This window comes from Paraburkholderia edwinii (assembly GCF_019428685.1).
Lineage (GTDB): Bacteria > Pseudomonadota > Gammaproteobacteria > Burkholderiales > Burkholderiaceae > Paraburkholderia > Paraburkholderia edwinii.
In genome coordinates this window covers 4,111,756-4,136,534 of sequence record NZ_CP080095.1, presented here as the reverse complement: position 1 = coordinate 4,136,534, position 24,779 = coordinate 4,111,756, and the positions used below count along the sequence as shown (strand labels likewise).

27 protein-coding genes are annotated in these 24,779 nt (G+C 60.9%); 11 read left to right on the top strand and 16 right to left on the bottom strand.

Translation table 11 applies throughout. From position 1 onward, the window contains the following. Nucleotides 1–4 precede the first annotated feature (4 nt). A complete protein-coding gene (locus KZJ38_RS18320; RefSeq protein ID WP_219797598.1) occupies nucleotides 5–358 on the bottom strand; it encodes a hypothetical protein in 354 nt (117 codons plus the stop codon). A 178-nt stretch (nucleotides 359–536) separates the two neighbouring features. Next, nucleotides 537–866, bottom strand: coding sequence for a cupin domain-containing protein (locus KZJ38_RS18315; protein ID WP_219797597.1), 330 nt, complete (start codon nucleotides 864–866; stop codon nucleotides 537–539). 110 nt (nucleotides 867–976) lie between these two features. On the opposite strand from KZJ38_RS18315, the gene KZJ38_RS18310 reads away from it, so the two are divergent. After that, nucleotides 977–1,846: a LysR substrate-binding domain-containing protein gene (locus tag KZJ38_RS18310; protein WP_219797596.1), complete on the top strand. Its 870-nt coding sequence runs from the start codon at nucleotides 977–979 to the stop codon at nucleotides 1,844–1,846. Nucleotides 1,847–1,885: 39 nt separating this feature from the next. On the opposite strand, the gene KZJ38_RS18305 is transcribed toward KZJ38_RS18310, so the two are convergent. Together KZJ38_RS18305 and argC are read right to left on the bottom strand one after the other, a co-directional pair. Continuing rightward, on the bottom strand, nucleotides 1,886–3,352 hold the full coding sequence (locus KZJ38_RS18305) for an amidohydrolase family protein (protein WP_219797595.1): 1,467 nt from the start codon (nucleotides 3,350–3,352) through the stop codon (nucleotides 1,886–1,888). 709 nt (nucleotides 3,353–4,061) lie between these two features. After that, nucleotides 4,062–4,991 (bottom strand): N-acetyl-gamma-glutamyl-phosphate reductase, encoded by a 930-nt coding sequence (gene argC / locus KZJ38_RS18300; RefSeq protein WP_219800450.1) that lies wholly within the window; start codon nucleotides 4,989–4,991, stop codon nucleotides 4,062–4,064. Nucleotides 4,992–5,119: 128 nt separating this feature from the next. Here argC and KZJ38_RS18295 point away from each other — a divergent pair, with 128 nt between their 5' ends. Next, nucleotides 5,120–6,004, top strand: a complete 885-nt coding sequence (locus KZJ38_RS18295; RefSeq protein ID WP_219797594.1) for a LysR family transcriptional regulator — start codon at nucleotides 5,120–5,122, stop codon at nucleotides 6,002–6,004. 21 nt (nucleotides 6,005–6,025) lie between these two features. Here the strand turns inward: KZJ38_RS18295 and KZJ38_RS18290 are convergent, their stop codons facing one another. After that, complete coding sequence (locus KZJ38_RS18290) at nucleotides 6,026–6,241, bottom strand: GntR family transcriptional regulator (RefSeq protein WP_246641535.1); 216 nt, start codon at nucleotides 6,239–6,241, stop codon at nucleotides 6,026–6,028. A 421-nt stretch (nucleotides 6,242–6,662) separates the two neighbouring features. Here KZJ38_RS18290 and KZJ38_RS18285 point away from each other — a divergent pair, with 421 nt between their 5' ends. The 4 genes from KZJ38_RS18285 (at nucleotide 6,663) to KZJ38_RS18270 (ending at nucleotide 9,643) form a co-directional block, all read left to right on the top strand. After that, nucleotides 6,663–7,880, top strand: a complete 1,218-nt coding sequence (locus KZJ38_RS18285; protein WP_219797592.1) for a chromate transporter — start codon at nucleotides 6,663–6,665, stop codon at nucleotides 7,878–7,880. Between the two features lie 17 nt (nucleotides 7,881–7,897). Next, nucleotides 7,898–8,320 carry a gamma-glutamylcyclotransferase family protein gene (locus KZJ38_RS18280; RefSeq protein ID WP_219797591.1) on the top strand — a complete coding sequence of 141 codons (423 nt, stop codon included), beginning with the start codon at nucleotides 7,898–7,900 and terminating at the stop codon, nucleotides 8,318–8,320. Between the two features lie 467 nt (nucleotides 8,321–8,787). Further along, the gene (locus tag KZJ38_RS18275; protein WP_219797590.1) at nucleotides 8,788–9,087 is read left to right on the top strand and encodes a hypothetical protein; all 300 of its coding nucleotides are present in this window, start codon (nucleotides 8,788–8,790) and stop codon (nucleotides 9,085–9,087) included. A 151-nt stretch (nucleotides 9,088–9,238) separates the two neighbouring features. After that, entirely contained in the window at nucleotides 9,239–9,643 is a 405-nt protein-coding gene (locus tag KZJ38_RS18270; RefSeq protein WP_219797589.1) for a PPC domain-containing DNA-binding protein, read from the top strand. A gap of 37 nt (nucleotides 9,644–9,680) precedes the next feature. Here the strand turns inward: KZJ38_RS18270 and KZJ38_RS18265 are convergent, their stop codons facing one another. The 4 genes from KZJ38_RS18265 to KZJ38_RS18250 form a co-directional block, all read right to left on the bottom strand. Further along, nucleotides 9,681–10,424 (bottom strand): amino acid ABC transporter ATP-binding protein, encoded by a 744-nt coding sequence (locus KZJ38_RS18265; RefSeq protein ID WP_219797588.1) that lies wholly within the window; start codon nucleotides 10,422–10,424, stop codon nucleotides 9,681–9,683. Nucleotides 10,425–10,434: 10 nt separating this feature from the next. Then, the gene (locus KZJ38_RS18260; RefSeq protein WP_219797587.1) at nucleotides 10,435–11,574 is read right to left on the bottom strand and encodes an amino acid ABC transporter permease; all 1,140 of its coding nucleotides are present in this window, start codon (nucleotides 11,572–11,574) and stop codon (nucleotides 10,435–10,437) included. Between the two features lie 45 nt (nucleotides 11,575–11,619). Next, a complete protein-coding gene (locus tag KZJ38_RS18255) occupies nucleotides 11,620–12,498 on the bottom strand; it encodes an ABC transporter substrate-binding protein (protein WP_219797586.1) in 879 nt (292 codons plus the stop codon). An 87-nt stretch (nucleotides 12,499–12,585) separates the two neighbouring features. Continuing rightward, entirely contained in the window at nucleotides 12,586–13,650 is a 1,065-nt protein-coding gene (locus tag KZJ38_RS18250) for a TauD/TfdA family dioxygenase (protein WP_219797585.1), read from the bottom strand. 332 nt (nucleotides 13,651–13,982) lie between these two features. Between KZJ38_RS18250 and KZJ38_RS18245 the strand changes: the two genes are divergently transcribed. Both KZJ38_RS18245 and KZJ38_RS18240 read left to right on the top strand, forming a co-directional pair. Continuing rightward, complete coding sequence (locus tag KZJ38_RS18245) at nucleotides 13,983–14,528, top strand: hypothetical protein (protein WP_219797584.1); 546 nt, start codon at nucleotides 13,983–13,985, stop codon at nucleotides 14,526–14,528. 102 nt (nucleotides 14,529–14,630) lie between these two features. After that, nucleotides 14,631–15,323, top strand: a complete 693-nt coding sequence (locus KZJ38_RS18240) for a GntR family transcriptional regulator (protein WP_219800449.1) — start codon at nucleotides 14,631–14,633, stop codon at nucleotides 15,321–15,323. A 97-nt stretch (nucleotides 15,324–15,420) separates the two neighbouring features. Here KZJ38_RS18240 and KZJ38_RS18235 read toward each other — a convergent pair whose 3' ends face one another. The 4 genes from KZJ38_RS18235 to KZJ38_RS18220 form a co-directional block, all read right to left on the bottom strand. Continuing rightward, on the bottom strand, nucleotides 15,421–16,725 hold the full coding sequence (locus tag KZJ38_RS18235) for an MFS transporter (protein ID WP_219797583.1): 1,305 nt from the start codon (nucleotides 16,723–16,725) through the stop codon (nucleotides 15,421–15,423). A 128-nt stretch (nucleotides 16,726–16,853) separates the two neighbouring features. Next, nucleotides 16,854–17,699: a class II aldolase/adducin family protein gene (locus KZJ38_RS18230; RefSeq protein ID WP_219797582.1), complete on the bottom strand. Its 846-nt coding sequence runs from the start codon at nucleotides 17,697–17,699 to the stop codon at nucleotides 16,854–16,856. A 107-nt stretch (nucleotides 17,700–17,806) separates the two neighbouring features. Next, nucleotides 17,807–18,823 (bottom strand): PDR/VanB family oxidoreductase, encoded by a 1,017-nt coding sequence (locus tag KZJ38_RS18225; protein WP_219797581.1) that lies wholly within the window; start codon nucleotides 18,821–18,823, stop codon nucleotides 17,807–17,809. Between the two features lie 2 nt (nucleotides 18,824–18,825). Continuing rightward, nucleotides 18,826–20,379: a Rieske 2Fe-2S domain-containing protein gene (locus KZJ38_RS18220; protein WP_219797580.1), complete on the bottom strand. Its 1,554-nt coding sequence runs from the start codon at nucleotides 20,377–20,379 to the stop codon at nucleotides 18,826–18,828. Between the two features lie 312 nt (nucleotides 20,380–20,691). Here KZJ38_RS18220 and KZJ38_RS18215 point away from each other — a divergent pair, with 312 nt between their 5' ends. Continuing rightward, entirely contained in the window at nucleotides 20,692–21,108 is a 417-nt protein-coding gene (locus KZJ38_RS18215; RefSeq protein WP_219797579.1) for a hypothetical protein, read from the top strand. Between the two features lie 80 nt (nucleotides 21,109–21,188). Further along, nucleotides 21,189–21,569, top strand: a complete 381-nt coding sequence (locus tag KZJ38_RS18210; RefSeq protein ID WP_219797578.1) for a winged helix-turn-helix transcriptional regulator — start codon at nucleotides 21,189–21,191, stop codon at nucleotides 21,567–21,569. 10 nt (nucleotides 21,570–21,579) lie between these two features. On the opposite strand, the gene KZJ38_RS18205 is transcribed toward KZJ38_RS18210, so the two are convergent. After that, nucleotides 21,580–22,500, bottom strand: coding sequence for an AEC family transporter (locus tag KZJ38_RS18205; RefSeq protein WP_219797577.1), 921 nt, complete (start codon nucleotides 22,498–22,500; stop codon nucleotides 21,580–21,582). Between the two features lie 109 nt (nucleotides 22,501–22,609). Between KZJ38_RS18205 and KZJ38_RS18200 the strand changes: the two genes are divergently transcribed. Then, the gene (locus tag KZJ38_RS18200; RefSeq protein ID WP_246641534.1) at nucleotides 22,610–22,747 is read left to right on the top strand and encodes a hypothetical protein; all 138 of its coding nucleotides are present in this window, start codon (nucleotides 22,610–22,612) and stop codon (nucleotides 22,745–22,747) included. Between the two features lie 96 nt (nucleotides 22,748–22,843). Here the strand turns inward: KZJ38_RS18200 and KZJ38_RS18195 are convergent, their stop codons facing one another. After that, on the bottom strand, nucleotides 22,844–23,539 hold the full coding sequence (locus KZJ38_RS18195) for a substrate-binding domain-containing protein (protein WP_219797576.1): 696 nt from the start codon (nucleotides 23,537–23,539) through the stop codon (nucleotides 22,844–22,846). A 131-nt stretch (nucleotides 23,540–23,670) separates the two neighbouring features. Beyond that, the gene (locus KZJ38_RS18190; RefSeq protein WP_219800448.1) at nucleotides 23,671–24,729 is read right to left on the bottom strand and encodes a porin; all 1,059 of its coding nucleotides are present in this window, start codon (nucleotides 24,727–24,729) and stop codon (nucleotides 23,671–23,673) included. Nucleotides 24,730–24,779: the final 50 nt, after the last annotated feature.

The following is a 24,779-nucleotide window of genomic DNA, read 5'->3' as shown; positions in this document are numbered from 1 at the left end:
TGCTTCATCTCGCGAATAGCTTCGCGTTGCGCCAGGTCGCAAATGCGCCTTTGATGAAAGCGTCGCCAGCCTTGTGGGCGAGCGCATGGGCCTGCTGCTCGGTCATCCAGTATCGTTCGCTAGCTGCGTCGTACTGGAGATAGCCGGAAGCAGCGAGGTCGGCCAGCCACTCTCGCACGCAGCGCAATTCTGTTCTGGTTTGACTTGCGAGCTCTTCTGCCGACGACGGATTGTCCGCCAGCGCTGCATAGAGCCCGAGCCTGTTGGCGGGACCTATCGTGGATGCGTATATAACCGGTTCACGTCGATGCTGAATTGCACTGTAGAACCTGGCGAGCTTCCCGGTATAAATAGCCATGATTGCCTCCTGACCTTGCATAGGAGCAAGACGCGGATGGCCCAGTGTGCCGCTACGACCGAAACCAGAAAAGCTAATTTACCTAACTTTGATTAAGAAAAGCTAATGTTGCGCAGCACATAGCGGTATCGGTCAATTGACCGATACCGTCACAACAAGCGACCTGCGAATCTTGTCCTCATGTGAGCACGATGTCGCGTGCTCCGCCCGATTGAATCATGATGTACACCACGTCGTCGGCCGTCTCGTTCATGACGTGGTGTACGACACCGGGCTCGACAGTGTAGTGATCGTGAACTTGCATTCTGTCGACAAGCTCGCCTGTTTTCGTTTCGACCGTCAAGACGCCTTGCACGACGACGAAGCGATCTCTCACATGCGTATGGTGGTGCCACTGTGTTTCGCCGCCGGCGCGGACCGTGGTTTGCGAGACCGCATAGCCCTGCTCCGTGAGCAGTGTTTTATAGAGAACCTTGGCATTGGCCAAGGGAATGTCTTTGTCGTGCACTCAAGCCTCCTGATTGCGGGGTGTCGACTTGACTCTAACCGCGAGAGCGATCGGCAGGGTAACGATAAATTTGTGCACAATGATGTGAATTAAATCGACGTCTTTCCCTCATGCGCCGACTTCCCCCGCTCAATGCGCTGCGCGCCTTCGATGCAGCAGCCCGCCAACTCAGCCTTTCCGCGGCCGCGCAGGAACTGCACGTGACCCACAGCGCGGTGAGCCATCAGATTCGTCAACTCGAGCAGTGGCTTGGCAAAGCGATGTTCGTGCGCCACGCGGGCGGCGTGCGGTTGACCGCTGAAGGGCAGAGCCTGAAGCTCGCTACCGAACATGCGTTCGCGCTGCTCGAAACCCGTTGCGCGGAGATTGCCGAACAAGCCGCGATAACCGAAATCGTTCTAGGCGCGCCCGGCAGTTTTCTGTCGAACTGGCTGATCCCGCGGCTCGACCGATTCGAGGCGGCGCATCCCGACGTTCGAATCCGTCTGCAGACCAGTACGACGATCGATGATTTGCAGCGACATGTCGTCGATTGCCTGATCGTTAGCGACCGAAGCTGGCCGGCGGAGGTCGAGGCAGTGAGCCTGTTCGAAGAAACCATCGGCCCGGTCTGCGCGCCGGACTGGCCGCATCGAATTGCATCGCCGACAGATCTGCGAGGCCAACCGCTCCTGCACACCACATCGCGCCCTCAGGCGTGGGAGGACTGGGCGTCCCGCAATGAAGTCGATCCCGCCATGTTTGCGGGTGGCCGCCGCTTTGACCACTTGTCGTTGCTTCTCGAAGCGGCGGCCGCTGGTCTCGGTGTCGCGATCGCACCTGCATTGCTCGTCGAGCGCGAACTGTCGCAAGAAAGGCTGGTTGCCCCACTTGGCTTCCAACCGAGCGGCGCTGTCTTCGCTTTCTGCGCGATGAGCAATCGGTCGGATAAGGCGCTTTGCAGCCTTCGTGACTGGTTGAAAGAAGAGCGGGGCGGGTAGAGCCGGATCCGATGTAGCCGGTTTGCGCGGAGCTTGTGCTCACGCTCCCCACGCCTTCAGATTCAAAAACTCGCGACGTGTTCTCGGACCGTGCGTCACGAAGCTTGGATCCGGCCGCTCGGCGAGATATTCGTGACGTTCGGCGGCGATCCTGTCGCTTTTCACATACTTGCGCAGTACGTCGTCCGGAACCGGATAGATCTTCAGTGCGTTGAGCCCGAAAATGTTCGCGCGCAGCGCCGGCGTGATCTCCGGGTAGCCATACTTGTCGCGCAATGGCGCTGCAATCTGAAACGTGCGGAAGGCCTGAATCTGATCCTGCGGCGAGCCATACCAGATCGAATCCGTGCCCCACAGCACATTCTTCTCGCCGCACGACTTCAGTAGCTTGCCTAGCGTATGCGCGGCGGTGTTGGGGTCGCGCATCGCGAAACGCCACGTCGATCCGAGTTCCGCATAGACGTTCGAGCCCGGCTTCACGTCGTTTTCGCGCAGGCTGGTGACGAGTGCGTCGACGCCGTCGGGACGGCGTGGGTCGTACGGTCCCTCGCCGGCGCCCGGCACGAAGCCCGAGTGATAGATCAGGAAGTTGACGTCCGGATAGCGTTTGGCTACCCGCCCGATGTCGACGCACGTCGAGTGCTCATACGATCTCTCGCCGAACGGAATGCCCTTATGGATCGCGATGTTCTTCACGCCAAGCTTGCGCGCTTTCTCGATCATCGCGATGCCGGGATCGTCGTCCATGAAGAAGCCCACGCCCGTGGGACCCCATTGCGTGTACGTTTTCCACGCCGAGATTTTGTAGCGTTCGGCGAGTTCGTCCATGCCTTCGAGGTCGCCCGGCTGGTTCGGATTGACGCGGCCGTGAATATAGACGCGGTGCGTGCCGTCGAGTCGCTCGACAATGCGGGCCGTCGCTTGCGCTTCCTCGATCGTGAGCGGTTCGTCCTCGCGCGTCGATGGGACGAACGACAGCACAATCAGGTCGGTGTCGGAGTCGAGGAAGATGTCCTTGACGAATTCGTCGGACCCGATGCACTGCAGATAGCCGAGCCGCCCCGCGCCTGGCGCCGCAGCGCAATGCGCCGTTTTCGGAAACCGCAGCGGCCTCGCGCCGGGCGGCAGCCGCTTGGTCCACGCGCCGGTTGGATTCACGAAGTGCCCTTGCACGTCGAAGATAAACTCCGATCCGTCGAGCGTTGAGCGCGCAAGTTGCAGATCGCGCGCGGCTTCGGAAGGCACATCGAAGAATCCGCCGGTCAGGCCGGCTTTGGCGTAGGCATCGTTCATGCCGAGCAGCGCGGTCGCCGCCCCGCAGGCGGTGACGAGAAAACTGCGTCTGTCGAGCGCGAGGCGTTTTGCATGATCGCCCGCGGCGTCGAATGCGAGGCGACGCGCCTCATGATGAACCGGCTCGAGCGGAATCGGCATGAATTCGCCGTTGGTGGTCGTGTCGAGCTTGATCGGAAGCCGCTTGCCGTCCGGGTCGTTCAGAAACACCATGGCCGTCTCCTTGTCGCGTCTGCGAAAGAGAACCTGATGCGTCGAGAGGAATCGCTATCCGGATTAGATGGACCGACGATCGCAGGGTTCAGGAATGCTGATGGTATGCAAAAAGACGGTTCGTGCTGGGCGACAACGAGAGGGGTTTGTCTTCAGCGCCCATTGTTACGCGACGTACTGGTTTCGCGGTATTCGCTAACAGTGGAGTCAAGTGAGGTGCTCCCGCCGGAGCAAGCGCACTTTGGCGCGCTGGAGCCTATGCCGCCGTTGCAGGAAGCGGTCTCGCCGAGCGGACAACTCACGCTGCATATCTGGTCATCGTTCTGGTTTGTCGCTGCGCACTCCGACTGCGCCGAGACAAACTGCGAAAAGCTTCCCAAAGACATCAGGGCCATCAAGGCAAGCGCATACCGGGACAGGGTTCGCCGCATTTCGCCCTCGCTGGGTTAAAACTGGCTACCTTCGGGTTCGCGATCGACATCGACAAGGCTTTGAATTTGCGCGAGCAGAACGGGCTTCGCCGGCTGCGTCCTGCTTGCTATGAGCATAGTGCAACGTGCTCTCTTCGCCAACTGGACGGCGCGCACGGGCGTGACGCGCCGATGCGGCCGAGCGCTTGAGTCGCATCGTCTTGAACGAAAAGACGGGGACGGCGAAGTGAGAACGCGGGCAAGCCGTGGGTGTAGGGATGGGCCCAGGCCATCGGCCACTATTGCCGCGTGAGCATCAGATTCAGGTTCTGAACCGCTGCGCCGGACGCGCCTTTGCCAAGGTTATCGAAAACCGCGGACAGCAGGACATGCCCGTGTTCCATGTTGGGAAATACGCTCAAGCGCATGTCGTTCGTGCCGTTCAGCGCTTGCGGATCCAGATGTTTCAAGCCACGCGATTCGTTCAGCGGCACGACACGTACGTGGGCCGCCTCGGCATAGTGGCTCGCGAGGCATGCATGCAACGTGGCGCCATCCACGCCCGGCGCCAGCAGCCGCGTCGCCAGCGGTACCGTTAGCACAATGCCCTGACGGAACGAACCATACGCAGGGACGAAGATGGGACGCTGCGCGAGCCCGGCATGCTGCTGGATCTCCGGGGCGTGCTTGTGCTCGAGTTCGAGACCATATACCTGGAATGAAGATGCGTGGGCGGCGCCTGGTCCCTCGTGCTCCTCCACGCCGGCACGCCCGCGGCCTGAGTAGCCGGACACCGCGTGGATGCTGAGAGGGTAATCGCCAGGTATGAGTCCAGCCTGCAACAGCGGACGCAATAGGCCAATCGCACCGGTCGGATAGCAACCTGGATTGGTGACCCGGCGTGCGTTGGCGATGCGCTCGGCCTGTCCCTGCGTCATTTCCGGAAAGCCGTAGGTCCAGTCCGGCTGCGTGCGATGCGCGGAACTGGCGTCGATCACCCGGACGGCGGGATTGACAATGGACTCCACGGCTTCGCGCGCGGCAGCATCCGGCAAACAGAGGATGGCGATGTCGCAGGCGTTGATGGCCTCCGCGCGACGCCGCGGATCTTTGCGCTCTGCGGCGGCGAGCGTGAGCAGGCTAAGGTCGGTCCGGTTGCGCAGCCGTTCGTGGATTTGCAAGCCGGTGGTGCCTTGGTCGCCGTCGATAAACACAACGGGAGAGCTCATACGTGGAATGCTCCGGTGGCGGTGAGGGGTAGGTGCTAGCAAGGGCTCCATATTCCTTGAGCGGCTAGAATAGGGAAAGTTGAATTTCATAACGTGGATATTCAGTTTTTCTGAATGAGGACGCCGACATGCGAGAGATCAGCCTCGACCGCTTGCGCACACTGGTCGCGATTGCCGACCGTGGCTCATTTGCCGATGCGGCGCGTGCATTGAATCTGGCGCCGCCGACCGTGAGCCTTCACATCGCCGAACTTGAAGACCGCATTGGGGCTCCGCTGCTGTCGCGCAAGCGCGGACATGTCAGGCCATCGGCGATTGGCGAGGTGCTGGTGGAGCGCGCGCGCCGGTTGCTGGCTGACGCAGAGCAGGCGCTAGACGATATTCAACGTCAGGTGCAGGGGCTTGAAGGGCGCGCGCGGCTCGGTGCGTCGACCGGCGCAATCGCGCATTTGTTGCCGCAAGCGCTCGAGGTGCTGCGCGAGCACCATCCCGGTATCGACATTCAGGTTGCAGTACTGACTTCGCAGGAAACGCTGTCGCGGCTGGCGGATGGAACGCTCGATGTCGGGCTCGTCGCACTACCTCAGCCGCCAGTGGCTGGACTCGTGATCAAGCCCTGGCGCCGCGACCCCGTGATGGCGTTTGTGCCGGCGCATTGGGCATGTCCGGCACGTGTCACGCCGGAATGGCTTGCGTCCCGGCCGCTCATTCTCAATGACGCGACCACGCGTCTTTCGCGTCTGACCGCGGAGTGGTTCGCGACCGCGGGACACCACCCTGTGCCGCGCATTCAGCTCAACTACAACGACGCGATCAAGAGTCTGGTCGGAGCCGGTTACGGTGCGGCGTTGTTGCCGCATGAGGCCACGACGCCATTGCCCGACCAGCGCGTTGTCATGCGTCCGCTGCGTCCGGCGCTGTGGCGTCGGCTCGGCATTGCCCATCGTGCAGGGTACGTTGAGCGCTCTACGCAACACGTGCTTGATGTGTTGTGGGGGTTGCGGCTGGCGTAGCAGAGGCGGTTGCTACTTCCGCTAAAGCATCCGCGAAACACACTTCGCATGCGCGAGCACGATCGTGCCGCGGCCCGCATGCCCGCGTATCAGGCCGCGTCGCGCAGCTTCGCGAAACGCCGCGTTGATCGTGTTCAGGTGAAAGCGCAGATCCCTCGCGATCGCCCGCTGTGGCGGTAATCGGTCGCCGGGACTGAATATGCCTTGCCGCTTGATGCTGTTGTAGGTGTTCGTCAAAGGTCGGGCGTCTCCTTCATCGGAGACGCCTGCGCAAGACACGCATGACACGGGCTAAGAGCCGTTTTGCTTTAGCGTAACGCGCAAAGCATTCTGAACTTTTGTGAATTCCAGGCGAACAGCGGATCTTTAACCTTAGAATCGATTCCCGCGTGCCGAAGTCCTTTAAGAAAAGGCCGTCGATTTAAAAGCCATTAATTGCGCGCTATACAGCTATCAGGATTCATCGCTTAAGCGCATGACTTTGCGCCTCTACTCTTTATTTCGCTTCGCCTGGTGTGAGCGGGCTGCGTTAAAGCGCCTAACGGCCTGGCCGCACCTCGCTAACATTCTGAACAACGGGTTCGTGCCTGTCCGCAGTGGGTTCTCTCGCAGTCGCTCGCAGATCGGGATGTCGCGTCGCAACGTTTAGGGCGGTTTGATGCAACCACTAGACATTCACGAAGTGTGCGACCGCGTAGATGTCCAGCAGATCGTGGTCAGGGAACGGTTGATCACGCTGTTTTTTGCGGTGCTGGGCCTAAGCGCGACTTCCTGGGGAGGTCTTGCTTTGATGGCGCAACTGGAGCGCCGTTATGTCGAGCGCAAGCCGCTGCTCACGCAGGAGGCATTCGCCGACCTCGTCGCAATCGCATGGGCAGTGCCCGGACCGGTTGCCTGCAACGTCGCTGTCGGGCTCGGTTACGCGTTGCGCGGTTCGCTCGGAGCGCTCGTCGCAGGACTTGCCAGTGTCATCCCGTTTTTTATCGCGATGGTCGCGCTCGCACTCGCTTACCTGCACCATTCACTCCCCGCTGTTCTCAATCCCGCCGTGTTGCCGCGATTTCGCGTGGTGCTCGTCTGTCTTATCGCTGTCACGCTGTGGCGCCAGTCGCGTTCGTTGCTGAAGAAACGTCCGGAGCAGGCGATTGCGGCTATCGCCACGCTGCTGCTGTGGCTTGAGCCCGCGCCGGCGGTCTTCGTCGGCGTACTGTGCGGGGCATTCGCCTTTGGCTGGTTGACGGGGCCTCGCAGGGGCAGGGACGCACGTGCGAGATTGCCGTCATTGGCGCGGCACGAATGGGCTGCATTCGGCTTCTATGCCGTGGCGCTCACCGTTTTCGCGCTAGTGCCGCTCGATGCGGTGCCAAGCAGAACGATCGACACGCTGCGGCAGGTCGGCGCAAGCCTGAGTCTCTTTGGTGGCGGATTCTCCGCTTTCCCGATTCTGCGGTCGCTGTTTGTGGGCGGCGCGCACGGCGTGAGCGCCGATACGTTCAACACGGCCTTCACGCTCTCCGCGATCGTGCCGGGCCCGCTGCTGAATGTGGTGCCCTTTCTCGGCCAGCTGTGCGGCGGTGTGTCCGGGGCCGTGCTTGCCACGATGGCGTTCTTCGCGCCTACGGGCGCGCTCGCGGTGTTCGCGCATCGGTGGCTCGGCATTCTGCGGCAGTCGCCCCGGTTCGAGCACGCCTTAGGTTATTCGCGCGCGGCGGCGACCGCGTTTCTTGCTGACGCCGTGCTGCGGCTTCTGCCGAATATTCCCGCCACGAGCGTTGACGTTTTGCTCGCTGGCGCAAGCCTTTTTACGCTCGGCAAGCTGAAGCTTCCCGTCTATTGGCTCTACCTCGCTGTAGCGGTCAGTTCGCTGGTTACCTAAGCCAGGGAGGATCCAGCATGAGTGCCATCCGGTTGTTCGTCTACGGTACGCTGATGCGCGGTCACCGCCAGGATCTTTCCCGCTACGAACCTGCACCGGTCTATCTCGGAGAAGGATGGGTGGCAGGGCGCCTTTACGATCTCGGACATTGCCCCGCGCTCGTGCTCGATCACGCGGCGGCGCCTGTCTGGGGTGAAGTCTGGAATGTTCCGCGTGAATTGTTCGAGCAGTTGAACCGCTACGAAGTGGGGTGCGGAGATTTTCAGCTGCGGCAAGCTTCTGTGTTTTTCGAAGGCGCGCTCGCGCAGATGGCGCTCTACGAAATCGGTGCGAGACAGCGGCTACCCGCAACGCAGCTTGCCGGTGGAAGGTGGCTGCCGTCGCGGCCTGAGCGTCCGATAGACGGAGTCGCTGACAATCGTGTTACTCACCGGGTGTGACTGTCAGCTCATAGTTCGTTGTGCTCGCATCTTTCTGTATGTTGAAGGGCTGGTCTAAGCATTGGGAATGCCCAAATAGTAGGATCGTGGTGCTGTGTCCACGCACAGTGGTCCCAACAGGTGTGCAGATCATTGGCAATCCTGCGTCACCGCCAGCAAGCTTTTCCTGCTTGACCTATACTGCAGCAAGTACTTAAGAAACTCGATCGATTAGGTGTTTTGCTTGCCCTTGGAATCGAGCAGTCATGTGCTGCAGCCACCAGATATAGCGCCTCTCGTGCCATCCAACTACGCATGCTGACTGCATGGGTTCGCTCGCGTCGACTTCGTTGACGCGACGCTTCGTATAGTGGGTGCCGATGCCGAAATCGTAAGCGGCGAGCGCGGCTCGTGATTGCTCAATCCACGGTCAGGCAGATGGCGATCGGCTGCGTCAATATTCCAGCCCAATCATGGAGAGACAAACCTTGAACAAGGCAATCTACACATTCATCGCGGCCGCCGCCGCACTCGCTTTGTCCGGCAGCGCTTTTGCACAGAACAACACGCTGGCAACGCCGAGCGTCGTGTCGCCTGCCGCAGCCGCAGCCACTGCGACGAACGGATACGGCACGCCTGGCGCCACCGGCTCGGACAGCGGTACGAGCGCCGGCACGTCGAACGCGGGCGCGCCGAAGGGCACGAACACGAGCTCGGCCGCCAACACTACCGCTTACGGAGTCAACAACACGCTGGCCAGGCCGAGCACCACGTCGCCTGCCCAGTAACGGCAATTTTGCCGCGCATCACCTGAAGGCCGCTGTCCGCGAGGGCAGTGGCCTTTTTGTTTGTGTCTCGCCGATATCGCCGACCCGGTACGATGTAGATGATTGGGTGCTAATCAGATTCGTTTGGGATCTACCGGACAGGGAAATGAACATGCAAGCCCACCCTTTGCGTCTCGCTCCCGGCGACGATCTGCGCGCCGCCGTGGAAGATGTGCTGCGTCAGCGTGACTTACACGCTGCCTTCGTCATCCAGGGCATCGGCAGCCTCAGTGTCGCGCAATTGCGATTTGCCGGAGCCGAAGCGCCGAGCGAGCTGAGAGGCGACCTCGAAATAGTGTCGCTGGCCGGATCGGTATCGCCTGACGGCGCACATCTGCATATGTCGGTTGCGGATGCGCGAGGGCAGGTATTCGGTGGCCATGTGGCGAGCGGATGCATGGTTCGCACCACTGCGGAACTGCTGCTCGCGCTACTTCCCGAACATCGTTTCGCGAGGAAGCTCGATCCTGCGACCGGCTTCCTGGAGCTTGTGATCGAGAGCAAGCCTGATCGCTAAGCCTTGCTGAAGATCGCCGATGGCGCGGCGATATCGCTCAGATACGCTTCGCTTCCCGAATGCTCTTGAGAAACGCACGGGTCCTGTCGCGCGTCGGATCGCCAAAGATCTGCTCCGGCGGGCCTTCTTCATAAACGGCGCCCTCGCACAGAAAACACACCTTCGACGAAACCTCGCGCGCGAAGCCCATCTCATGCGTTGCGAGCAGCATCGTCATACCCTCGCTGGCGAGATCGCGCACGATGTTCAGCACTTCGGAAACCAGTTCGGGGTCGAGTGCCGACGTGATTTCATCGAGCAACAGCACCATCGGATCCATCGCGAGCGCGCGCACGATTGCCACGCGCTGCTGTTGTCCGCCCGACAGCCGGTCCGGATATTCCTTCGCCTTGTGCGCAAGGCCCACGCGCTTGAGGAGTGTCATTGCGCGTTCTTCAGCCTGGTCCCTTTTCTGTTTCAGAACGCGAACCGGAGCGAGCGTGATGTTGTCGAGCACGCTCATATGCGGAAACAGGTTATAGCCTTGAAACACGATGCCGATGTCGCGGCGCAATGCATCGACGTCGACGCCGGGACCGGTGATACGGTCTCCATGGACCAGTATTTCGCCGTCATCGATCGACTCGAGGCCGTTGATACAACGCAGCAGCGTCGACTTCCCCGACCCGGACGGCCCGATCAGGCTCACGACGTCGTGCTCGCCGACCGTCATCGCGAGGCGTTTGATGACGGGCACTTCGCCGTACGATTTCGAAATGTCGCGAATGTCGATAAACGACATGGCATCTCCCTCAGGCTTCGCCCGCGCGCATACGCGCGCGATCGCGTCGCATCATCCGCTCGACGAAGCGCGTTTGCGGAATCGATACGATGATGAACAGCAGCGCCACCGTGCTGACGGCGGACAGATTGTAGTAGTTCGACGCAATCAACATCGACTGATTGAACGAGTCGATCACGCCCACCACCGACACCAGCGCCGTATCTTTCTGCAGCGAGATAAAAGCATTGAGCAGCGGCGGGATGATCTGCCGGATGCCTTGCGGAACGATCACGAAACGTAGCGTCTGAAAGTGGGAGAGGCCGAGCGAACGCGCCGCGGCGCTCTGGCTCCAGTGAATGCTCAAAATGCCGGCGCGGTAAATCTCCGCGACATAAGCGCCCACGGTTAACGTCAACGCGACGATGACAAAGACCGTCAGCGAAAAATCTTTAAGAAACGGGATGCCGGTCAAAGGAATGCCGAAGCCGACCAGATAGATCACCAGCACCGCAGGTATGGCACGGAAGATATCGACGTACGCAGTGGCAATCAGACGAACCGGCTTACCCGCGATTCCCGGTGCGAACATCGCGAGCGCGACGATCAACCCCCAGATCAACACCAGTATTTCCGTGATGATCGAAATCTTGACGTTCGTCCAGAAGGCGGTAAGGACTAATGGGAAGGTCTTCACCATCAGGGGTACCAGGAAAAACGTCTTGGCTACCGCCTGATGGTTGACCAGAAAGAACTGGAAAACAAGGACCACGACCAGTTGCGCCAATGCATAGCCGAGCGCGATAAAGCACTGATCGCGAGCCGCGGAGCGAGCGCCGCGCGCTTCCGCGACGTCCTGATGCGCAGCGGCATCGCGAATACGGCCACACGCTTTGAGCGCCCGGACCACCGGCAACACGACCGCAACGGAAAGCAACGCGAGAACCGCCGCACCCGGATTCACCCACGCGCCATCGAAATGCGTCGCGAGGAATGCGGCGCGTATGACGGCAATGGTGTACCAGCTTCCCAGAACGACGACTGCCACCGCCACGATTGATGCGAGCACTAACGACCTGGGCGCGCATGGCATGCCGCCCATTTTCAAGCGGCGCCCCGTGCCTGTGGGGCCCGGCATGACGTCGCCGGTCTGTTGCGTTGCATTGCTCATGGCTAAGGCTCGTTGAGTCTTGAGTCGGGGGCCGGGGTAGGGCGCTTAAGGGTTCAGCACCGGCACTTTGGTCGGATCCGCGCCGAGCTCGGGCGTCAGGTACTTGCTGGTCAGTTTCTCGAACGTACCGTCCTTCTTCATGCCTTCGATCAGCTGGTTAAAGGCAGCCAGATTCGGCGAATCCTTGTTGACCAGTCCGCCCCACTTTTCACCGGTATCGAAACGGCCGACCACTTCGAGTGCGCCATTCGAGTTCTTCGCGCGCAAAAGGACATTCGGCGTGTCGTAGACCACGGCGTCGACTTGCCCCGCGGCCAGCGCCGTGTACATCGACGGCGGATCGTTGAACACTTTCGGCTGCTCGGTGGGTCTCACTTTTTCGACGATGTAGTCGTAAGCCGTGGTGCCGCGCTCGACCGCATAGCGAAGACTGCTGAGATTCTTCTTGTCGACCTTGGTGCCCGCCTTAACCAGAATCCCCTGATCGGAATTGAAGTACGGCACGGTGAAATTGACCACTTGCTTGCGCGGCTCGGTGATCGTGATCTCGCTCAGGGCGATATCGAATCCCTCCGATTTGCCGGTGAGAATCTGCTGGAAAGACCGGGATACCAGCGCCACGTGGTCGAGGCCCGCGCGATAAGCCATATTGGCGGCCATGCAGTATTCGAAGCCGTCCTTGATCGTGTCCGGAGAGTCGCCGTTCCACCAGCCCGGCACGCCGAGCACCGGGCGCACGGAAAGCGTGCCTGGCACGACAGTCGTCAGTTTGACTGAGCCTTTTTGCCCGGTCACTTCGCATTTGCCGAAATCCTGCGCAGCGAAGGCGGTTGCGGTGACGGCGCTCAAAGCGACGTAGACCGCCGCCCGATAAAGCCACGTTCCACGTTTCTCCGCTTTTTCTGCCTTTCCTGCAAGAGGCATGCTGTTCTTCTTCACGTTAGTCTCCTCAATTGTGGGTGGTTGCATCGTCAACGACCGACCGACTATACGTCTACAAATTTCCGGCTACTACATGCAAGGCGTGGCGGGCTGCGCGATGCCACCATGAGGCATGCCGCCCGATACATCGCCCCAGAGAATCGCGTGATCTTCCGGTAGCGCGCGCGAGTTGGGCACCGACAACCACAGCCTCATCAGCATCCGGTCCTGGCCCGTCGTCGCGTCGTCCTTGAACGCCGTCCGCCCGTGATAGACGATGTGGTTGTTAAGAAGCTGGATATCGCCCGGCGCGAAGCGCATTTCGAAGCACTGCTCCTGCGCGAGTTGCAGCAGCATCCGCAATGCTTCGTGCTCCGCATCAGTCAATTTGCGCACAGCCGAAAGCAACTGCGCGTTCTCGATGTAGGTCAGCGAAAAGTGACTCGTGAGCTTGCCGTCCCGTACCCCGAACACCGGCAGATCGTAGGACACGTACTGGCCGCCGGCTTCCTCGCCGAAGCGGCTGCGAGGGATCGGCTTACACAGCAGCGCATGCAAATCCGGTCTGCGCTTGAGCATTTCGTTGTAGACGGTCGCGCTGCTCGCGAGCTTGCTGACGCCGCCTTCCGAGGCCTGCCGCACGCACAGCAAGCCGACCACGTCGCAGCGGTCCGTGTGAAAGCGCAATTCGCCGGGCGACAGCGTGCGCGCGCCCGATGATAGAAATTCCTTACCCGATGCGTCCACGGTCGCGCCGTACAGTTTGGCGCCGACGCCCGCGCCTTCGTCCTTGATCTCGCGCATCAGTTCGCCGCGGCGATTCTGGAACATCGGCGTGCCGAGATGACGTCCCAGTGCGTACCAGATGCGGCGCAGCTGTTCCTGATCGTAGCGGCTGACATCGAGGCCGCGGATTTTCACCATCCCCGAGCCGTTTTCCAGTTCTTCGCGCACGTCGTCGAAGAAGGCCTCCGAGCTGGGCAGCGGAAAGTTATCGCGGTCGATTTTCGCCCACTCAATACCGGCCGACTTGCCGACCGCGACATCGATCTCGTCCAGCACGACTGGCGGAAAGTCTTTAACCCATCGCGGGTTGTCGTACATTTCGACACCGTTCCACACACACGCGCCTTGCAGATAGTCGGCGGATGACATGGGTTCTCCAAAGTAATTGAGGCCGGTTGTATAGACAAGATATGCAAGATAAGTCGCGGCTAGTTTTCCTTCAAGCGGTTCTTGTAAGAATGCGGGCAAACACCTAAGGGGCGCGGCGATTATGACCGTCCCCGCTATAGGCCCAACTACGTCCTGCCCACGATAAAAGAGTCATCGCGCTCACTCATCACGCGTTGGTACTTCCACTGATAGTCCGCGATCGGCCTAGCTCTTACTCTCTTTGTATACGGAGTTCAGAGTGCGGCATGCATACGCACTTTTCGTTGCGCTGAACTCGCGATAGCTTCCCCCGGATAAATAATGGAGACGAGATGAAAGGGCCTGACTTTCTGATGGCGCACCCGGCAGGGGAGCATCGTCCGGAGCGATTCACCATTGGCGACACAGGTTTTTCATTTGGCGACCGCGAACGTCCGCCCGCTGCGCTAGACGCGTGGATGGATGGCCACGGCATTCCTGCCGGCGCACGGAACGTGCTCGAGCGTCATCCTCAGTTCAAGGATATCGTCGGCCTCATCGGTGTTCCGGAGCAGGCGCGCGCGGCGCGTGCGCCGTCTTCGGAATGGGTGCTGGCCGGCAGCGCTTGCGGCCTCGTGTCGATTGCGGTGCGCGATGCCCGCAACACCACGCCCACGCAACTTGCCGACGATGCCGAGCTCGCGATTGCCGCGGCGAAACGCTATGGCGCAGTGAACGTGGTTATTTTCGTGCAGGCAAGCAACGACGGGGACGCAAAGCGCGGACGCGAGGCGCTTCAACGTGCCTTTGCGACGAATATCCCTGAATCGAATCGGCTCTTTTCCGTGGCGCAGGCTGAATTTCCGGTCTGGCTTGCGAGCCTTCTGGAAAAGGCGTGAGCGATCAGGTAACCCGGAAACCCTCTGATACCCCTTTTCTCAAGCGTGTTAGTGATTGCTGGTAAGCTTGATAGTATTCAGTATCCACAGCTTCTCCCAGCCATGGCAGCCAACCTCCTTAAAATTCAGTCGCGGACCGACTACGTCGACGAGGTCTATAAGGTCCTGCTCGATGCGATCAGTGAGGGTTCAATCGCCCCCGGAACGCGGATTGTCCAGGAAGAGATCGCTGAACAGTTGTCCGTGTCGCGCTCGCCCGTTCTGCAAGCGTTCCGGCTGCTCAAGAAGGACGGCCTCGTCGAAGACGCGCCCGGGCGCGGTCTGCAGGTCACACCGCTCGACGCGGCGCGTGTCAGTCACCTGTACGAGTTTCGGGGTGCGTTGGACAGCCTCGCCGCGCGCCTTGCAGCACGCAAACAGGTCAAGATCGACAAGTCGCTCGTCGCAACGGGCCGCAAGGTGTCCAAGGGCAATGACATCCGCGCGATGATCGAAGCCGATATGGCGTTCCATACGGCGATCTACGCAGCTTCGGGCAATCCGCTGATCGCGGAATCAGCGCGTCTTCACTGGATGCATTTGCGGCGCGTGATGGGCGCGGTCCATCAGGTGATTGGCCAACGCAGGAGCGTCTGGGACGAACATGCGGCGATTGCCGATGCGATCGCTCAAGGCGATGAAGAGCTCGCTGCGAAACTTAGCCTGCAGCACACCGAATTTGCGCGGAAGAATCTTGTCGAGAATATGGCTAAGGCGCTTCCCGACGTGAGCACGTTAGAGCGCCGAGCCCGGTAGCCGATCGAGTAGTGCTTCGGATAGTGCTAAGGGTTGCCAAAGAAGACGCCGCTGCGTCACATTGCAGCGGCGTTTCCATTTGTTATTTCCGTTCCGGCTAGCGTCTGCGGTTAACCAAAGTTGGCGGCACGAACAGAACAAGCACGCCTGCAATCAAAAGACTCACCGACAGCACGAGCACGCCCGCACCCGCGGAGCCGGTCGCATCTTTGACAACGCCGATCAGCGACGGACTGACCACCCCGGAAATGCTGCCGACCGAGTTCGCAAAGGCCAGCCCCGCAGCGGCCGCCGCGCCGCCCAGAAAGGCGGGCGGAAGCACCCAGAATTGCGAAATGGTCGTCATGACACCCATCGTGCCAATCGTCAGCGCAATCATCGCCAGAACGGTCGAATGCGAGAACCACACGCTCAGCGCGAGGCCCAACGCGCCCGCGAGGCCCGGCACGATCAGATGCCAGCGCCGCTCGCCGGTCCGGTCCGAGCTCTGGCTGACAAGCACCATCGCGATAGCCCCGACGGCATACGGAATCGACGTCAGCAGACCGACGTGCAGCGTGTCCGAGACACCGCTCGATTTGATCAGCGTCGGCAGCCAGAAGCTCACGCCGTACAGCCCCATCGTGTAGAAGAAGTAGACGCCGCTGACGAGCAGAATCTTTGGATTGAACAGCCCGTCTTTAACGGAATGCAGCATGTCCGCTGGTTTTTCGTCTTCGAGCTTTCGCTCGATGACGGCTTTTTGCTCGTCGCTTAGCCACGTCGCGTCCTGGACCTTGTCATCGAGGTACAGGTAGGCCACTACCCCTAAAACGACCGTCGGTAATCCTTCCAGCAAAAAGAGCCATTGCCAGCCCGCCATTCCATGCGCGCCCGCAAGCTCGGTCATCAGCCAGCCGGACAGCGGACCGCCGATCACACCGGACATCGGAATGCCCGTCATAAAGAGCGCGGTCATCTTCGAGCGGCGCGACGCCGGAAACCAGTAGGTCAGATAAAGCACGATGGCGGGGAAGAAACCGGCTTCGGCAACGCCTAGCAGGAAGCGCATGATGTAAAACGCCGTCGGCGTCTTCACGAACATCATGCCGACCGAGATCACGCCCCAGGTCACCATGATGCGTGCAATCCACCGGCGTGGACCGACACGCAAAAGAATCAGATTGCTGGGAATTTCAAAGAGCAGGTAGCCGACGAAAAAGACACTGGCGCCGAATCCATACACCGCCTCGCTGAAGCCGAGATCGCCTAGCATCTGTAGCTTGGCGAAAGCGACGTTAATTCGATCGAGGTAGGCGGAGAGATAGCAGAGAAAAAGAAACGGGATAAGCCGCCACGCTGCTTTCGCAAATGCGGACGATTCGCTTTCCTCAAGATATACGGCCGGACTGTGGGAACTCATTGGGTTGTCTCCTGGGGGCCTTCTGTTGAAGTGGGGGCCGCGTCGTCGTTATGCTGTTATGCCCACCCTTTAGTAACCTGCCGCGGTTCCCGTTTGGGTCGCCGCGGCAGGCGAGTCCGACGCGATGTTTAGTCGAACATGTCCGGCTGTGTCGCCACGAGGTCGTTCCAGATGGTCTGGAAGTGCAGCCAGCCGATATATTCGCTACCGACGTGTTCACGGCTGTAGCGTGCGCGTTCCGGTGTGACCTCCCGCGGTGTGATGCCGGTGGCTTCGATCATCAGTTGTTGCTGGCAGCACCGTTCGAGCGCGATAAACCAGAATGCGGCGGCGTCGATGCTGTGGCGGCTGGCCGTCAACAGGCCGTGGTTCTGATGGATGGCCGCCTTTACGCCGGCGAATGCGTTTGCCACCTTGTTGCCGCCCTTAACCTCGACTGCGACCTTGCCAGCCTCGTCGCCAATGACGACGTGGTCTTCGTAAAACGCAGCGGCGTCCTGCGAGATCGGCGCGAGCGGTTTGCCGAGCGAAGCGAACGCGGTGCCGTAGACCGTGTGGGCGTGACACATCGCGACGATATCCGGATGTTGCTCATGCACGGCGGCATGCAGCACGAAGCCCGCGCGATTGATCGCGTACTTGCCTTCGACGACATTGCCCTTATGGTCCGCGCAGATCAGGTTCGACACCTTGACCTGATCGAAATGCACGCACATCGGGTTGGTCCAGTACAGGCCCGGCCGCTCCGGATCGCGAATCGTCAAATGACCGGCGAAGCCGTAATCGAAGCCCTCGATCGCGAACGCGCGGCAGGCTGCAACGAGCCGTTCCTTCAGGTGCTGACGATGCGCTTCCGCCGAGGTGAACTGCGGCAACTCCGGGAAGATCAGCCCTTCCTGATCCGGTTGATAGATGGAAACCTTGCCGGGCTTCACAATCGATTCGGCCAAAGGTTCTGCGATAGCGGTAGACATATGCCAGTCCTCCTACATATTGAGTGGGAATTTAAAAAGCCTTGAGTGGCGTGAATTGAACGTCAGTTTTTCGAGCGGTTGACCAGTGCGCCGCTGGCCAGAGGCGGTTACAGATCGAGGGCCAGCGTCTTGCCGATCGGCCTCGAGACGCACGTCGTGAGGTATTCGCGCCGTTCTTCGTCGCTGAGGATGAAGTCGTTGTGCTCGACTTCTCCTTCGCGGTAACGAACCTTGCAGGTTGCGCAGAGGCCCGCACAGCACGAGGTCGGAACCTCGACGCCGGCCGCGTTGAGTGCATCGGCCAGGCTTTGATCCGCACTCAGATGGACCACCTGACCGGTGCTGGCGATGGTCACGTCGCATCCGCCCGTGGACTCCGTGCTAACCGGTGCCGGTGCGCGCTTCGGTTGCTCCGGCGCCTTGAAATGCTCGAAATGCACGGTGCCCTTCGGCCAGTGGCTTGCCGCATCGGCGCATGCCTTCATAAAACCCGCGGGGCCGCAGTAGTAGACGTGCGTACCTGGCGCCGGCCGCGCAAGCAGCTTCGCGATATCGAGCTGGTTGTGCTTCGCGCCGTCGTCGAAGTGATAGTGCAATCTGCCATCGCGTTCCATCGCGGAAAATTCTTCGCCGAACGCGGCAGCGTCGCGATTGCGTGCGCAGTAGTGCATTTCGAACTCGACGTGGTGCGTGTCGAGTTCGTGAGCCATCGCCTTGAGCGGCGTCACGCCGATACCGCCTGCAATCAGAACGACGCGCTTCGCGTTGCCATCGAGCGCGAAGTGGTTGCGCGGCCTGCTGATGGTGACGATGCTTCCCGCCGCCACCTCATCGTGCATCGCGCGCGAACCGCCGCGACCGGCTTCATCCCTGAGCACCGCAATCACGTAGCGGTTGCGCTCGGCAGGCGAATTGCACAGCGAGTATTGACGGATCACGCCATTTTTCAGGTGGATATCGATATGCGAGCCCGCTTCGAAAGGCGGCAACGGCTCGCCCGTCAGACTCGTGAACTCGTACGAGTGAATGCCTTTGCCTTCGTAACGCACCTGCTTCACGCGAACATCAAGCGTGCCTGCTTCGATATCCTGAACGGCCTCTTCTGCTTCCAGCGAGGTTTCCATCGTTAGCTCCGGCTCTTCATCGACTGCTCGAGCTCGTCGAATTTGCCGCGCACAAACTCAGCGCGTTCTTTGCCCTTCAAGGCTTCACTTTCGGTAAGGATCGATACGACCGATTTGAGCACCTTGCGGCGCCGCGTGACTTCCTCTTCGACCGTTTCGCCTTCCGCGACCTCGAAGACATTGCCCGAGCAGTAGCTGTTCGGTGAACCGCCGAGCGCACGGAACCACTCGGCAAAGCCTTGGGCGGACGCGGCGGCGTTGGTGCCGCGCACCGCGTCGCGCAGCATCTTGCGGAACTGGTAGAGGCCTGCATCGAACCGTGTCGGATGTTCGAGCGCGTGAACGGCGATCGGCCGCTGACTGATGATCGCTTCGTAGTCGCCCGGTGCGTACTGCGTGTCCTTGTAGTTCGCCCGCTCGCGATGGTTCGACGGGATAGGCGGCAGATCTTCCAGCTTGTATTGACCGAAGCGTTCGGGACGACGCATCGCGACCTGGCCTTCGAGAAAGTCGATGGTCTCGTAGCCCACCAGCGCCTTATTGCCGACGCCACGCGTATCGATGCCCGGGCCCATGACGCGCCAGCCGATCATCTTGCTGTTCTCGTCGTCGACCGGCACCGTCCAGCGAATGATGTGGAAGCGGCTGAACAGCTTCTTTTGCGAGCCGTCTTCGGAGGTGTAGGCGTGCAGGCTCAGGTTGGGCAGGACCTGATGCTGGACGCGCACGAAAAGCTTGTCCTTGTCGACTCGCCGCGCGCCTGCGCAGGCGAGGCTGCGGCCGCCCTGCACGGGCACGAAATTCATGTCCGGCGCCACTTCCATCGACGCTGCGCCGACTTCGTCGAACGTGGTGCCCTGATAGTGGCCGTCCACCACGTTCTTGCCGGCATGCAGGGCAGTGGGGTGGTAGTTGTCGGCGGCGTTGTCCTGCACCTGCAGCCAGTTGCAGTGCTGGAAATTGCTATACGGAACCAGCTCGTCGCCTTCCATCACCGTGAAATCGCCCTCCCACTCGGGGAACGGCGGCTCTTCTTCCGGCGGACCCATATACGCGAACACGAGCCCGTTTCGCTCGACTGCCTTATAGGCGCCTTGACGGATCGAGCAGGCGAATTTTTCGGCTTCCTTTTCCTCGCCTTTCGGGAAAGGCACATGCAGACACGTACCGTCGACGTCGAACACCATGCCGTGATAGCAGCACATGATGCCGTGCTCCTGAATGGCGCCGTATTCGAGCGATGCGCCGCGATGCACGCAGTGGGCATGCAGCACGCCGACGCGGCCGCTCTTGTCGCGGAACGCGACGAGTTCTTCAGTGAGGATCTTCAGAAACCGCGGCGTGTCGGTGAGCTCGATGGACATGCACACCGGCTGCCAGAAACGCCGCATGAATTCGCCCATCGGCGTGCCGGGACCGGTTTCGGTCAGTTCTGGATCGTGGTCGGGCACCTTGTTCGTGTAATACCCGCCGTAAGGGATCAGCTTCTTCGCAACGGTTGTAGAGCCGCCGCCCGTGTGCTTCTGCTCGTCCATCTTCTCCGACTTGATGCTCATGTCCTTTCTCCGATGATTGATGGGGAGGTGCGATCAAGTTGTGGTGTTCCTTGTCGCACTCCGAGTTTCGTGTTCTGAACTCTGTATCCAAAGAATAGGGGTAGTGGGCGCTGTTGTCTTGATAGGGTTAACGCCAGGTGGGGGTGCGCTGGGAAGTCGCTGGGCCAGTATTACGCGAGGCATATGGTCGGTCTCGTCATAAAACAAACCGCACCGATCACCTAAACTGAATCAACGCGCCGCGCGCAGGTGCCCGGAGATTTGCGGGCAGAACCGTTCACGCGTCGCGTGATACGAACGTCTGGGGGAAACATGAACCCGAGCGACTGGAGAGGCCGCGTCAGACTGTTTGTCCAGCGTCTCTGGCAGCCCACCTGCGCGTGCATGACCTGCATGCCCGGGAGCTGGGCCAATTTTCCAAGCCTTGCCCATTGGGCAGTCGCACTTCATACCGGAGTGGCCACCGGAATTCTGGCTGTGCTGCTGACTTTCACACCCGCTGCGAAGCTCTACGCAAACCGTTACGGCAATGCGCTTATCGTGGGCTTCCTCACGATGCTCGGCGATGCCTACTCGCATACGAGTCACTATGGCTTCGTGTTTGCCGAGCCGATTGTCACAGGCGTGACTTCGGGCCTGCTGGCGCTCACCGCCTCCTGGCTCTTCGAAGACCGCGGCCGACGCGTGCGGGCTGCATGGGCGTGGATGTGCGGATCGCTTGTCCGTTGACACCGCTCGCAAGCGGGGAAGCTTCGAACAGGTCTACCATAGGCTTTTCCATCCCCATACGCTTTGCTCAGGAGTTGGCGATGAAGGTCATCAACAGGCTGCCGGGCTTGCCGGTCGAGCGTGCGCTAGCCGTCGTTTCAGGACGCTGGAAGGCGGTCATCCTTTATGTGCTTCTGGACGGCCCGCAACGCACGTGCGAACTGGAGAACCGCATCGTCGGCATCTCGCAGAAAGTGCTGATCGAGCAACTGCGCGCGCTGGAGGAGCATGGGATGGTGAGCCGGCAAGCGCGGGCGCAGGATAGTCAGGGAATTGAATATCGGCTGACTGCGCTGGGCGAAAGCCTGCGGCCCGTGCTGAATTCCCTGATCGAATGGGGAATCCATCACGCGACGGAGCTTGACGAGGCCGACCGGATTCTGCCGTGCGAGGCAGTGGTTCGGGATCGTATTAACGGATAGCGAAGGGCCGCTAGAGAATATGCAACCAGCCGAGCAGCGTGACGACTGAGAACAGCGTGGTCATCGAAATCACGCCGCTCACGACGGGCTTTTCGACATCGTATTCCACGGCCAGTACATAGGCGCTTTTCGCGGTCGGCACGGCGGCGCACACGACCGCCGCGACAGTTGCCGTGTGATCGAGCCGCGCCGCGAGGCACAACGCGTACACGACGAGCGGCACGATCGCGAGCTTGAGCACGGTGAGTAGCGCGTAGAGCCGCACGCGTTCGCGCAGCTCGCCGAGCGTCAGATCGAGTCCGATTGAGAAAAGCGCACAAGGCGTCAACGCTTCGCCGAGTATCGTGAGCAACGACACGACCGGTCCCGGCAACCTCACGCCGACGATCGACCAGGCCAGTGCGCAAAGTGTCGCGAGAATCACGGGGTTGGTGGCGATCTGCCGGATCAGTGCCGCTCCGCTCACGCCGCGCGACGCGCCGCGGCGATCGATTTCGAGAATCACGACCAGCACCGGAAAGAGGACCGCGCCGACGAAGATCGTCGCGATGGCCGCCGCGAGCACGCCGGGCTGGCCGAACAGCGTCTTCAGAATCGGCAGGGCGACGAAACCGGTGTTGGTCATCGAAACAGCGGCGGCCAGCATCGCGCTGTTGCGCGCGCTATTTCCGCGCGCAATGCGCTCGAATAGCATGACAGCCGCAAAGCAGAGCATCGAACCGCCGCCGAACGCAGCCACGAAGCGCCAGTCGAGTAGCGAGTGAAGCGTCTCGTCGGCGATCGTCAGGAACACTAAGGCTGGCATCGCGACGTAATACGCGAAGCGCATCAGCGGCGCGGCTAGCTCTCGCGGCAGGTATCCGGAGACGCCGGCAAGCCATCCCGCCAGGATAATCGCGAAGATCGGAAGTATGGTGCCGGCGAGATGCATAACGACCCCCCGTGACGATCGAATGCCCAAGCCGGCGCACGGCGCCTGCCCGTGAATGAACGCCATTATCGGCGAAAGCCTCGCGCTGCGTCGATAGGTCAGCCCAGCGTTGACCGTGATTCGCCTCGAGACGAATCGAACACTGCGCGAGGCGATTTCGCTATACCGGCAATCGGGATACGTCGAAGTCGATGCGTTCAACGCAGAGCCCTATGCACATCACTGGTTCGAAAAGCGCCTCGATTGAAAGTCCGCAAGCGTGCGTCTTGCGGACATCCAACCGCAGGTGATGCTCGCCACCTCAAGAGCGATTCAAGGCCGCTTCAAGTCGAACCGGCGTCGATCAGGCCGGTTCCATTCCATGACGGCGCACGAAGCTTGCCGCTTTGTCCGACGTGATGAAGGCAAGAAAAGACGCAGCGAGTCCGGGATTCGCGCAAGCAGACGTGATGGCCGCGCTGAACACCGTAATCGATGCAATCGCGGAAGGCAGCGTTCCGAGCACAGTGATCCCTTCCACGTGCATCAGTTCGCTCAGCTGCTGGAAGCCGATCTCGACCTCACCGCTTGCAATCAGCGAGCCGACCGGCACGCCAGGCTTCGCCTGAATAACGCGCGGCCCTTCGTTACCCGAAACGCCCCATTGTTCGAGCAGCCGCAGCACATGCGCACCGCTTGGTCCAGTCGAATACCCCACCGTTCTGGCGCGCAGCACCGCTTCGCGAAGGCCTGCTTCACTGCCGATATCGGGCGCCGCCGCGCCGGCTTTGACCGCCACGGCAATCGACGAGCGCACCACCTCCACCAGGCTATCGCGCGCGACATGGCCCGCATCCGCGAGACGGGCCAATGCGTCCGATGCAAGCATGACAATGTCGAATGCCTCGCCGCTTTCCACCCGTTTGGCCGCTTCGACGCCGCCCACGGATTCGATCGCAACGCGCTGCTGCGTCTCCCGCTGATACAGCGCGGTCAGATCGGCGAGCAAGCCGCGCGTCGCCATCGATGAAATGCCGGTCAGTACACGCTCAGTCGACATGGCGCGACCCTCCGCTTACATCCGCTTTGCGCATCGCGCGGTTGCGCCACGCTTTTAGCGCCTTGAGCGCGGTCGCGCAGGGGCCGTGAATGTCGATCGTCATAAGAGCGCTTCCTTGCTGATAACGTGAACTAGAAGGTGTGCTGAATGCCCACGCCGAAGGTGCTGCCCGACGGTTTAGCCGACTGCTTGTCGTACATGTACAAGGCGTAGACGTAAGTCCGCTTGGACAGGATGTAGTCGTAGGCGACGGTGCCGGTGTTGCGCACGTTGCCGGTATCGCGCGGGGCAGTGTGATTCGTGCGTGCCCATTCGGCCCGGATGTCGTTGACCGCATTGATGGGCAGCGTGAAGCCGGCCTCGTAAGTGTGCGAGCCGGTTTCCGCGTTGTTGTTGCTCGTCATCTGCGCGGCGGCGTACAGCTTGATCACTCTGAAGTCGTAAGCGCCGCCCAGCAGGTAGAGGTTCTGCGGCGCCACGACCGGCGCGAGGACCGACGACCGCACACGCTGCGCGGAGAACACGGCCGTCATTGGTCCGTGGATGTACGTGAGGTGCACGCCGAGGTTGTCGTGCCCCTGGTGCCCGGTCGTATCGCTCACGCCATAGATGACCGCCGCGGTCAGTCCGCTGAAGTTCGGCGACACGTATTCGAGCGCATTGCGCCACACGGTGTCGCCAATTTCCGTGTTACTGAAGGCCGCCGTGTACGACTGGACGATCAGCGGCGAGAACACCACCGAAGAGCCGAACGGATTGACGAACTGCTGGTTCAGGTAAGTCGGGTTGGTCTGTTCGCCGAGCTTGACCGTGCCGTACGGGCCGGTCAGGCCAGCATAGGCATTGCGCGAAAAGAGGCCGTCCGTCGTGTTGCGTCCGAGCTGGCCGGTGTTGGGGCGGAAGAAGCTCTCGACGCTGAATATCGCGGCATAGCCGCCGCCGAGGTCTTCGCGGCCGCGGATGCCCCAGAAGGAAGTCGTCATCCCGCCGCCGCCTTGCTGCACGGTGCTTTTCGCTGTCGAGCTGAGTTTGGTGCTATCGATGTACTGACCGATGAGCCCGTACATTTCCACGCCGGGCGTGACCATCTGCGCCGCGCCGGCCGCAGCCTGCGAGGAGTCGCCGGCGTAGGCGTTTCCATGCGTTACCGCCACGCAGACGCACGTCGCGCAGAAGCCGCGAAGCACCATCGCTCGCGTTGATTTGTTTGTTCTGAATTTCAAGGCAGTCTCCAGACTTG

Excerpts from the sequence above, each read along its gene's own strand:
- KZJ38_RS18230 (WP_219797582.1), bottom strand. The coding sequence starts at position 17,699 with ATGTCTACCGCTATCGCAGAACCTTTGGCCGAATCGATTGTGAAGCCC.
- KZJ38_RS18310 (WP_219797596.1), top strand. The coding sequence starts at position 977 with ATGCGCCGACTTCCCCCGCTCAATGCGCTGCGCGCCTTCGATGCAGCA.
- KZJ38_RS18195 (WP_219797576.1), bottom strand. The coding sequence starts at position 23,539 with ATGTCGACTGAGCGTGTACTGACCGGCATTTCATCGATGGCGACGCGC.
- KZJ38_RS18295 (WP_219797594.1), top strand. The coding sequence starts at position 5,120 with ATGCGAGAGATCAGCCTCGACCGCTTGCGCACACTGGTCGCGATTGCC.
- KZJ38_RS18320 (WP_219797598.1), bottom strand. The coding sequence starts at position 358 with ATGGCTATTTATACCGGGAAGCTCGCCAGGTTCTACAGTGCAATTCAG.
- KZJ38_RS18270 (WP_219797589.1), top strand. The coding sequence starts at position 9,239 with ATGCAAGCCCACCCTTTGCGTCTCGCTCCCGGCGACGATCTGCGCGCC.
- KZJ38_RS18215 (WP_219797579.1), top strand. The coding sequence starts at position 20,692 with ATGAACCCGAGCGACTGGAGAGGCCGCGTCAGACTGTTTGTCCAGCGT.
- KZJ38_RS18250 (WP_219797585.1), bottom strand. The coding sequence starts at position 13,650 with ATGTCATCCGCCGACTATCTGCAAGGCGCGTGTGTGTGGAACGGTGTC.
- KZJ38_RS18220 (WP_219797580.1), bottom strand. The coding sequence starts at position 20,379 with ATGAGCATCAAGTCGGAGAAGATGGACGAGCAGAAGCACACGGGCGGC.
- KZJ38_RS18210 (WP_219797578.1), top strand. The coding sequence starts at position 21,189 with ATGAAGGTCATCAACAGGCTGCCGGGCTTGCCGGTCGAGCGTGCGCTA.
- argC (WP_219800450.1), bottom strand. The coding sequence starts at position 4,991 with ATGAGCTCTCCCGTTGTGTTTATCGACGGCGACCAAGGCACCACCGGC.
- KZJ38_RS18240 (WP_219800449.1), top strand. The coding sequence starts at position 14,631 with ATGGCAGCCAACCTCCTTAAAATTCAGTCGCGGACCGACTACGTCGAC.
- KZJ38_RS18245 (WP_219797584.1), top strand. The coding sequence starts at position 13,983 with ATGAAAGGGCCTGACTTTCTGATGGCGCACCCGGCAGGGGAGCATCGT.
- KZJ38_RS18225 (WP_219797581.1), bottom strand. The coding sequence starts at position 18,823 with ATGGAAACCTCGCTGGAAGCAGAAGAGGCCGTTCAGGATATCGAAGCA.
- KZJ38_RS18265 (WP_219797588.1), bottom strand. The coding sequence starts at position 10,424 with ATGTCGTTTATCGACATTCGCGACATTTCGAAATCGTACGGCGAAGTG.
- KZJ38_RS18260 (WP_219797587.1), bottom strand. The coding sequence starts at position 11,574 with ATGAGCAATGCAACGCAACAGACCGGCGACGTCATGCCGGGCCCCACA.
- KZJ38_RS18205 (WP_219797577.1), bottom strand. The coding sequence starts at position 22,500 with ATGCATCTCGCCGGCACCATACTTCCGATCTTCGCGATTATCCTGGCG.
- KZJ38_RS18235 (WP_219797583.1), bottom strand. The coding sequence starts at position 16,725 with ATGAGTTCCCACAGTCCGGCCGTATATCTTGAGGAAAGCGAATCGTCC.
- KZJ38_RS18285 (WP_219797592.1), top strand. The coding sequence starts at position 6,663 with ATGCAACCACTAGACATTCACGAAGTGTGCGACCGCGTAGATGTCCAG.
- KZJ38_RS18280 (WP_219797591.1), top strand. The coding sequence starts at position 7,898 with ATGAGTGCCATCCGGTTGTTCGTCTACGGTACGCTGATGCGCGGTCAC.
- KZJ38_RS18305 (WP_219797595.1), bottom strand. The coding sequence starts at position 3,352 with ATGGTGTTTCTGAACGACCCGGACGGCAAGCGGCTTCCGATCAAGCTC.
- KZJ38_RS18190 (WP_219800448.1), bottom strand. The coding sequence starts at position 24,729 with ATGGTGCTTCGCGGCTTCTGCGCGACGTGCGTCTGCGTGGCGGTAACG.
- KZJ38_RS18255 (WP_219797586.1), bottom strand. The coding sequence starts at position 12,498 with ATGCCTCTTGCAGGAAAGGCAGAAAAAGCGGAGAAACGTGGAACGTGG.